8 protein-coding genes are annotated in these 8647 nt (G+C 61.3%); 6 read left to right on the top strand and 2 right to left on the bottom strand.

Annotated elements, in window-relative coordinates:
- Positions 1-70: 70 nt before the first annotated feature.
- The 5 genes from yidD to AC1D1P_RS08450 all read left to right on the top strand — a co-directional run bounded on the left by yidD (position 71) and on the right by AC1D1P_RS08450 (position 5352).
- On the top strand, positions 71-388 hold the full coding sequence (gene yidD, locus AC1D1P_RS08470) for a membrane protein insertion efficiency factor YidD (protein ID WP_477670432.1): 318 nt from the start codon (positions 71-73) through the stop codon (positions 386-388).
- Positions 385-2103 carry a membrane protein insertase YidC gene (gene yidC / locus AC1D1P_RS08465; RefSeq protein ID WP_477672670.1) on the top strand — a complete coding sequence of 573 codons (1719 nt, stop codon included), beginning with the start codon at positions 385-387 and terminating at the stop codon, positions 2101-2103. The genes yidD and yidC overlap by 4 nt, the downstream gene beginning before the upstream one ends.
- A gap of 119 nt (positions 2104-2222) precedes the next feature.
- The gene (mnmE, locus tag AC1D1P_RS08460) at positions 2223-3635 is read left to right on the top strand and encodes a tRNA uridine-5-carboxymethylaminomethyl(34) synthesis GTPase MnmE (protein WP_477672669.1); all 1413 of its coding nucleotides are present in this window, start codon (positions 2223-2225) and stop codon (positions 3633-3635) included.
- A gap of 185 nt (positions 3636-3820) precedes the next feature.
- Positions 3821-4312: a Crp/Fnr family transcriptional regulator gene (locus AC1D1P_RS08455; protein ID WP_122954706.1), complete on the top strand. Its 492-nt coding sequence runs from the start codon at positions 3821-3823 to the stop codon at positions 4310-4312.
- Positions 4313-4560: 248 nt separating this feature from the next.
- On the top strand, positions 4561-5352 hold the full coding sequence (locus AC1D1P_RS08450) for a hypothetical protein (protein WP_477670435.1): 792 nt from the start codon (positions 4561-4563) through the stop codon (positions 5350-5352).
- 117 nt (positions 5353-5469) lie between these two features.
- Here the strand turns inward: AC1D1P_RS08450 and AC1D1P_RS08445 are convergent, their stop codons facing one another.
- A complete protein-coding gene (locus AC1D1P_RS08445) occupies positions 5470-6042 on the bottom strand; it encodes an adenine phosphoribosyltransferase (RefSeq protein WP_457281899.1) in 573 nt (190 codons plus the stop codon).
- A gap of 81 nt (positions 6043-6123) precedes the next feature.
- The gene (locus AC1D1P_RS08440; RefSeq protein ID WP_477670436.1) at positions 6124-8118 is read right to left on the bottom strand and encodes a cation:proton antiporter domain-containing protein; all 1995 of its coding nucleotides are present in this window, start codon (positions 8116-8118) and stop codon (positions 6124-6126) included.
- Between the two features lie 116 nt (positions 8119-8234).
- Here AC1D1P_RS08440 and AC1D1P_RS08435 point away from each other — a divergent pair.
- Positions 8235-8647 (top strand): SIS domain-containing protein (locus AC1D1P_RS08435; RefSeq protein ID WP_477672668.1); only part of this gene is annotated, 413 nt, incomplete at its 3' end.

Here is an 8647-nt window from a genome sequence, read left to right as displayed (position 1 = left end):
CGTCCGAGCAGCTCAAGCTGGCGGTACGCACCGAAGTGCTGGCGCTGATGCAGGCAGGAGCCAAGGCGCCATGAGCTCCGTTTTTGCTGCACTGGCACCTCTTTTCCGTTTGCCGCAAACCCTGCTGATCGGCCTGGTCAAAGGCTATCGCTTGTTGCTCAGCCCATGGCTGGGCTCAGCCTGCCGGTTTGAGCCGACGTGTTCCGCCTATTCACTGCAGGCCCTGCAGCAGCACGGCGCAACAGTCGGCAGCTACCTCACCTTGCGCCGGCTGGTACGCTGCCATCCCTGGTGCGATGGCGGGCACGACCCGGTGCCGCCTGTTCCCCTCTTTTCCCGCCTGGCCACCCCTGTGGCCTCCACCCCTTCTAAAAAGACGCCGTCATGAACGACATCCGCCGCACCATCCTGTGGGTGATTTTTGGTTTTTCCATGGTCCTTTTGTGGGACCAGTGGCAGGTATATAACGGCCACAAGGCGACCTTTTTCCCGTCAGCCACGCAAAGCGCCAAGGCGCCGGCCGCTGGGGCACCTGCGTCTGCACCAGTCGCCGGCGCGGCCGCTTCTTCGGTGCCCACGCCTCAGGCGGCCAGTGCATCGCCGGCAACGCCTGGCGCTGTGCCCATAGGTGCCCCAGTCATCGCCGCCGCGGCCACCAAGGAGCGCGTGGTGGTGAACACCGACGTGCTCACGCTGACCTTTGACAGCGAAGGCGGCACGCTTGTGCACTCGGCTTTTGCCAAATACAAAGACCAGGATCACAAGGACCAAGATTTTGTGTTGCTCGACGAAAGCGCCAACCGCGTTTACGTGGCTCAGACCGGCCTGATCGGCGGCGGCAGCCTCCCCACGCACAAGACCCTGATGACGGTCGTCCCTGGCGAGCGTTCGCTGAAGGAAGGGTTGAATGAGCTGCAAGTCAAGTTCGAGTCCGCCGACGTCGGCGGTGTGAAGCTGGTCAAAATCTATACCCTTAAGCGCGGCGCCTATGACATCGCCGTGCGCCACGACGTCATTAACACTGGCACGGCCGCCATTTCGCCGCAGCTGTACTTGCAGCTCGTGCGCGACGGCAACAAGCCGCCCGGAGAGTCTTCCTTCTATTCCACTTTCACCGGTCCGGCGATATACACCGATGCCAAGAAGTACCAGAAAGTCGAGTTCAAGGAGATCGAAAACAACAAGGTTGACGTCGAGAAGCAGTCGAATGATGGGTATGCGGCCATGGTGCAGCATTACTTTGCCTCGGCCTGGATTCTGGGCGACGGCATCAAGCGCGACCTGTTCTTCCGCAAGGTCGACACCAATCTCTACGCCGTCGGCATGATCACGCCGCTGGACGCGATCGCGCCCGGCGCGACCAAATCCATTGACTCGAAATTCTTTATCGGCCCGCAGGAAGAAAAAACCCTGGAGGCCATCGCACCAGGGCTGGAACTGGTCAAGGACTATGGCTACCTGAAAATCCTGGCCAAGCCCTTGTACTGGCTGCTCGACAAGCTGCACAGCTTTATCCACAACTGGGGCTGGTCCATCGTGGCGCTGGTGCTGCTGCTGAAAATCGCGTTCTACTGGCTCAATGCCAAAGCGTATGCCAGCATGGCCAAGATGAAGGCGATCAATCCGAAGATCATGGAAATGCGGGAGCGCCTGAAGGACAAGCCGCAGGAAATGCAGCAGGCGATGATGAAAATCTACAAGGAAGAAAAGGTCAACCCGATGGGCGGCTGCTTCCCCATCATGATCCAGATCCCGGTGTTCATTGCGCTTTACTGGGTGCTGCTGTCCAGCGTGGAAATGCGTAATGCGCCTTGGATCTTGTGGATCACCGATCTCTCTGCCAAGGATCCGTTCTACATTCTGCCGGTGCTCATGACACTGACAACGCTGCTGCAGACGGCGCTCAATCCCGCTCCGCCCGATCCGATGCAGGCCAAGCTGATGTGGTTTATGCCACTGATCTTCAGCGTGATGTTCTTCGCCTTCCCGGCCGGCCTGGTGCTGTACTGGATCACCAACAACATACTGTCCATCACCCAGCAGTGGGTCATTAACACTCGCATGGGTGTGCCGCCGCAGTTCAACCTGCCGAAGTTCAAATAAGGCGGACACGGAATAAAAATTGGGCCGCTTCGCGGCCCTTTTTCTTGGGAAACCGGCTTTGGCGGCGGCGCTTCTTACCCAGGCGCCAATATCCGGTTTGCCCCTTAACATCTACCACCATGCTGGCCCGACATCACGACCCCATCGTTGCCATCGCCACCGCGCCCGGGCGCGGTGCGGTGGGCATTGTGCGGGTGTCCGGCAAGCACATCGCGCCCGTCATGGAGGCGATTTGCGGCCGCCAGCTTCAACCGCGTCAGGCGACCTACCTACCCTTCAGGGATGCGCAAGGCGTAGCCATTGACCAGGGCCTCGCCCTGCATTTCCCCGCGCCGCATTCCTATACCGGCGAAGACGTGCTGGAGCTGCAAGCGCACGGCGGCCCTGTCGTGCTGCAGCTGTTACTGGCGCGATGCCTTGAGGCCGGTGCGGCACTCAACCCGGTGACAGGCTCAGCGGCCGTACCGGGGCTGCGCGTGGCGCAGCCGGGCGAGTTCACCGAACGTGCCTTCCTCAACGACAAGATCGACCTGGCGCAGGCTGAGGCGATTGCCGACCTGATCGACGCGAGCACGGAAACCGCGGCGCGATCGGCCGCACGTTCAATGTCGGGTGAATTCTCGCTGGCGGTCAACACGCTGCTGGAGCAGCTGATCCATCTGCGCATGCTGGTCGAAGCCACGCTGGACTTCCCGGAGGAAGACATCGACTTCCTGCAGAAGGCAGACGCACAGGGCCAGCTTGAGCGCCTGCAGGTGACGCTGGCCGGCGTGATGCAGCGCGCAGTGCAGGGCGCCTTGCTGCGCGAAGGCATCAAGGTGGTGATCGCAGGCCAGCCGAACGCCGGCAAAAGTTCGCTGCTCAATGCGCTGGCCGGTGCTGAACTCGCCATCGTTACCCCGATTGCCGGCACCACACGCGACAAGGTTTCGCAGCTGATCCAGATTGAAGGCGTGCCGCTGCATGTGGTGGACACCGCTGGCCTGCGCGAGGCACTCGACGAAGTGGAAAAAATCGGCGTCGAACGCGCGTGGGCTGAAATCGCCAGTGCCGACGCGGTGCTCTTCCTGCATGACCTGACCCGGCATGCCGCCGATTACCTGGCCGCCGACGCACACATCGCAGAAGTATTGAGCCGTGAACTGCCGCGCAACACGCCCATCATCGACGTCTGGAACAAGTCGGACGCGGCTGGCGCGGACGTGCTGGGCACCATCAGCGGCGGTGTTCTGATCTCCGCCAAAACCGGCGACGGCCTGCAGGCGCTGCGCAGGCAACTGCTGCACGTCGTGGGCTGGCAGGCCGCACCTGAAGGTGTGTTCATGGCCCGCGAACGCCACGTGCGTGCCCTGCAGCAGGTCGCCGAACAACTCGGGAGAGCCCATGCGCAGATTCGCGCGGGGCACCCTGCCCTGGACCTGCTGGCCGAAGATTTGCGCCAGGCGCAACTTCACCTCAGCGAGATCACCGGTGCGTTCACACCGGACGACTTGTTGGGCGAAATTTTTTCCAGATTCTGTATTGGAAAGTAGTAAACCGGCGACAGGCGGGCCCCGTCTGGGGACAAGCGGCGCCATGCCGCGAAAAACGCACCAAAACGGTCAAAAAAGGCCTTCTGTCGAGGGGAAATTACAACTCCGGATTTCCTGTATCAGGTGTAAGGGGCCGTTAACATCTCTTGCGGGCCGTGTAGTGCGAAGGTATCTTCCGTCCCACTATGAACGCTCCACTACCTGCCGCCATCCGTTTTGACATTCAGGGCCTTGCCCAAGCAATTCTTCACTGCCACGCCAGTGACGCATTGCGCTGTCAATTCAACCAGCCGCATTGGGACATCCTGGCCAGCTACATGCAGCCTTTCGCCCTCAACAGTGGCCAGGTGCTGATGGAACAGGGCGCGCTGGATCGCACGCTGTATTTTGTGGAAAGCGGCACGCTGAGCGTTCATTACGAAGATGAAAAAGCCCGCGTGCGAATGGCACTGGTGGGTGCAGGTACCGTGCTCGGTGAAGGCGCGTTCTTCTCGCACATGCCGCGTAGCGCCACGGTCCATGCGTCTACACCCTGCAAGCTTTGGTGCCTCACCCCGATGCGGTTCCTTGAGCTGGCAAACCGCCACAGCCCCATTGCATTGGAGCTGACCATGGCAATGGGGTCGGTCATGGCCAAACGACTTTATAACCGTCCCAAGCGCGTCGCGGTGACCTGAGTGTCGACCCTTTCTCGGGTCCATTGGCATCATCAGACAACTGACTCCCTGCCGTAATACTTTCGGGCGTCACAGGTGTTCTCAAAAACGTGACGGGCGTGATTTTTTACCAGACAGTTGTACGGGTGTTTCGATAAAGTCGGCCACAGGATTTGCTGCTAAACAACAGCTGAACCGTTTGCGCTATTGCTTACAGATTCACTCCGTGCATTGACGGAAAATAAAGATTCATCACGAGAACATTGCCCATGTCTTTTTTAAACTGGTTTTCCGATAAACCGCAGCAAGCCGGTGCGGCTGCGAATGACGAACAAAGACGCGCGTCCGCCGCACGTGACAAAGGCGCTGCGTCCGTACCCCAGCGACTCTCCCCCGAACAACCTGCTCCCGCCGATTCCGGCAAGCTCAAGCGTCACGCCCGCCGCGAGCAGTTGTACGTAGCAATTCGTGAGGCCATGACCCGCTCCGGCGTGCTCTCGGCCAGCTACAAATTCAAAGTTCTTTCGCTCGACCAGAGCGGCAATGAATTCCTGGTCATGATGGACCTGGCAAAAGCATTCGGCGGCACGTCCGAGCAATTGAGTGGAATTGAGGCATCGATCACACAGCACGCCAAAGCGCGCTTTGAGATCACGGTACCCGCTGTGTACTGGCGTCTGGAGGAAATGGCGGTCGTGGTCAAACAGGCCCCGACGCCACCGCAGGCCGTGCAAGCACCTGTTGTACCAGCACCCGTTGTACATGCACCCGTAGTAGCACACGCTGAAGCCAATGTAGAAACCCGCGCGCCCGTGCCCGTCAAACCCGCAACACCACGGTATGAGCCTATCCAGGCCGACGAGGTTGCCGCCTTTAAACAAGCTTTGGTTGCTGCGTCTGCACAAGGCCCCGCAGTTGCGCCGGAAAAAGGGGTCAAAGTGCAAAGCGGCCCGCGCTCACGTTCATACACCCTGTTGACGGGCTTTGAAGACACCGAAATGCCACCGGAATTCAGCACGTCACCAGCGCTGAGCAGCACGCAGTATGGCGATTTGAACTAGGCAGCTTCAAATTTAAGACAAATCGGCTTCAACCCAATGGCAGCGGGCGCAAGCAGCTATAAAAGTTATAGCTGAGTCCGCTCTCTCCGGGCAGTTTCCAGAACTGCATCCGGCGGCTCAATGCCCCGAAAAGTCGATCAAGGTGAACAGCGGCAGCCCTGCTGCCCGCAATTTTTCTGACCCACCGAGTTCGGGCAGGTCAACAATCGCCGCACCTTCGGTGACGGTGGCGCCCAACTTCTCCAGCAGTTTCTTGCCGGCCATCATGGTGCCGCCCGTGGCGATCAGGTCGTCGATCAGCAGCACCCGGTCGCCGGGTTTGACCGCATCGGTATGCAGCTCCACGGTGGCGCTTCCATATTCGAGCTCATAGGTTTCCTGCACGGTCGTGAAGGGCAGTTTGCCTTTTTTGCGTATCGGCACAAAGCCAACATTCAACTCGTAGGCGATGACGGCGCCGAGGATGAACCCGCGCGCATCCAGCCCTGCCACGATGTCGGGACGGAGCTTGCCGTCCATGTAGCGGTGCACAAAAGCGTCGATCAGCACGCGAAAGACCTTGGGGTTCTGCAGCAGCGGCGTGATGTCGCGAAACTGCACGCCGGGGGCCGGCCAGTCGGGCACGGTGCGGATATGGTTCTTCAGGTACTGGCCGACGGTCTGGTGAGTGAGGCTGTGCAGGTCAGGCATGGCGTGTCCAGGGGTGGGTGGCGCCCATATTGTGCCGTCAGTGCCTGCGCCGAACGCTTCACGCGACGGGCGGCCCCCTGCTCAGTTGATACGGCCGCGCAGGAGCTTCTCTTCGGCCATGGCCAATGCCTCGGGCTTGCCTGACAGCACCAGCGTATCCCCGCCCTCCAGCAATGTTTCGTCATGCGCGGCCACGGCCTTGCCATTGCTGCGGCGCAGGCTGACCACACGCACGCCGCCGGCGCCCAGTGCCACCGCACCCAGGGGTTTCCCGGCAGACCTGGTGCCCAGCGGCAATGTGACGTTTGACAGGCGCTCCTGCTCGAGCTCGTTCACGGTGTCGTCGTCGGCGCCGCGAAAGTAGCCTCGCAGCAGGTTGTACCGGGCGTCACGTTGATCCTGCACGACGCGGATCACACGGCGCATGGGCACCCCCACCAGCGCCAACGCATGGCTGGCCAGCATCAGGCTGCCTTCGATGGCCTCCGGCACGACCTCTGTCGCGCCGGCTGCCTGGAGTTTTTCCAGGTCGTGGTCGTCTACCGTCCGCACAATCACCGGCACGGTCGGCGCGTGGGCGCGTGTGTTGGCCAGCACTTTGAGGGCGCTGGCTGTGTCGAGATAAGTTACCACCACGGCGCTGGCCCGGGCCAGCCCGGCGGCCATCAGGGCCTGGAGCCGCACTGCATCACCGAACACCACCGAATCGCCTGCGGCTGCGGCCTGCCGTACCCGGTCGGGGTCGAGGTCGAGCGCCATGTACTGGATGCCTTCGCGCTCCAGCATGTGACCCAGGTTCTGGCCGCAGCGGCCATAGCCGCAGATGATCACGTGTTTGTTGGCGTTGATGGACTTGCGCGCGATGGTGGTCATTTGCAGCGATTGCTGCAGCCACTCGCTGGAAACCAGCTTCATCACAATGCGGTTGCTGTACATGATGATGAAAGGCGTTGCCAGCATGGACAGCACCATGCTGGCCAAAATGGGGTTTAACAGCGCGGGGGGCACCAGGTTGCCCTGCTGGGCCAGCGTGAGCAGCACAAAGCCGAATTCGCCCGCCTGGGCAAGGTACAGGCCGGTGCGCAGCGATACGCCGGCTGTTGCACCCAGCGAACGCGCCAGCGCGGTAACCAGCACCAGCTTGAAGAGAACAGGCAACGTCGTCAGCAACAGCACCAGCGGCCATCGTTCCAGCACCAGCCGCCAGTCCAGCAGCATGCCGATGCTGATGAAGAAAAGGCCCAGCAAAACATCATGGAAGGGCCGAATGTCGGTTTCGACCTGGTGCTTGTATTCCGTCTCGGAGATCAGCATGCCGGCGATAAACGCGCCCAGCGCCAGGCTCAGCCCGGCGCGCTCGGTCAGCCAGGCCAGCGCCAGCGTGACCAGCAGCAGGTTGAGCACGAACAGTTCTTCGCTTTTGCGCCGTGCCACGATGGTGAGCCACCAGCGCATGATGCGCTGCCCGCCGGTGAGCAGCAGCCCCACCAGCACGGCCGCCTTCAACCCCGCGATCGCCAGCGCCATCAGGAGCGCATCGGCGGGCGCCCCCAGTGCCGGAATCAGCACGAGCAACGGCACAACGGCCAAGTCCTGGAACAACAGCACGCCCATAACGCGCTTGCCGTGTTCGGATTCGAGTTCAAGTCGCTCCGACAGCAGCTTGACCACAATGGCGGTGCTGCTCATGGCGATGGCACCGGACAGCGCCAGCGCGGTCTGCCAGCCCATCTTCCAGAGACCGGGGGCCATGCTGGCAAGGAACAGCGAGCCCACCGTGGCCAGCACGATGGTCAGCGTAACCTGCAGCAGGCCCAGGCCAAAGACGTGACGCCGCATGGAGCGCAGCTTGGGCAGGTTGAACTCAAGCCCGATCACGAACATCAGAAACACCACGCCGAACTCGCCCAAATGCCTGACGCCGTCGGAATTTTGTGCCAGCGCCAGCGCGTTGGGCCCGATGACCACGCCGACCGCCAGGTAACCCAGCATGGGCGGCAGCTTGAGCGAACGGCATGCCACCACACCCAGCACAGCAGCCAGCAGGTACAGCAGGGTCAGTTCAAGCGCGCTCATGCGTTGATGGTAGCCGAGGATATTGCATGGCCTTGACCAATTGCAGGCGGCAAAGGCCCATTCGCGCGGGGGTTGGCCGGCGGGATGGGGCCTGCCCGCCTCTATAGAATGCAGCCATGAGCCTTGACGCCGTGAATTTTGATGCCGAACAGGTGCTGAGCCTTGCCAGGAAGACTTTTGAAATAGAAGCCGCCGCTGTGCTGGGCCTGGTGGGACGGCTGGGCAATGAGTTTGCCCAGGCCGTGGAGTTGATGCTGCAATGCCGCGGCCGCGTGGTTGTCATGGGCATGGGAAAAAGCGGCCATATAGGCCGCAAGATTGCCGCCACACTCGCCTCCACCGGAACACCTGCCATGTTTGTGCATCCGGCCGAGGCCAGCCACGGCGACCTGGGCATGATCAAGGCCATCGACGTGGTGCTCGCAATTTCCAACAGCGGCGAGAGCGCCGAGTTGACGATGATCCTGCCGGTGTTAAGCCGTCAGGGCGTACCGTTGGTGGCAATTACCGGGGGCGCACAGTCCACGCT

It is taken from the genome of Polaromonas sp. P1_E1_2, from assembly GCF_056406035.1.
This window is presented reverse-complemented; position numbering and strand designations above follow the sequence as displayed.

Excerpts from the sequence above, each read along its gene's own strand:
- AC1D1P_RS08455 (WP_122954706.1), top strand. The coding sequence starts at position 3,821 with ATGAACGCTCCACTACCTGCCGCCATCCGTTTTGACATTCAGGGCCTT.
- yidD (WP_477670432.1), top strand. The coding sequence starts at position 71 with ATGAGCTCCGTTTTTGCTGCACTGGCACCTCTTTTCCGTTTGCCGCAA.
- AC1D1P_RS08445 (WP_457281899.1), bottom strand. The coding sequence starts at position 6,042 with ATGCCTGACCTGCACAGCCTCACTCACCAGACCGTCGGCCAGTACCTG.
- yidC (WP_477672670.1), top strand. The coding sequence starts at position 385 with ATGAACGACATCCGCCGCACCATCCTGTGGGTGATTTTTGGTTTTTCC.
- AC1D1P_RS08450 (WP_477670435.1), top strand. The coding sequence starts at position 4,561 with ATGTCTTTTTTAAACTGGTTTTCCGATAAACCGCAGCAAGCCGGTGCG.
- AC1D1P_RS08440 (WP_477670436.1), bottom strand. The coding sequence starts at position 8,118 with ATGAGCGCGCTTGAACTGACCCTGCTGTACCTGCTGGCTGCTGTGCTG.
- mnmE (WP_477672669.1), top strand. The coding sequence starts at position 2,223 with ATGCTGGCCCGACATCACGACCCCATCGTTGCCATCGCCACCGCGCCC.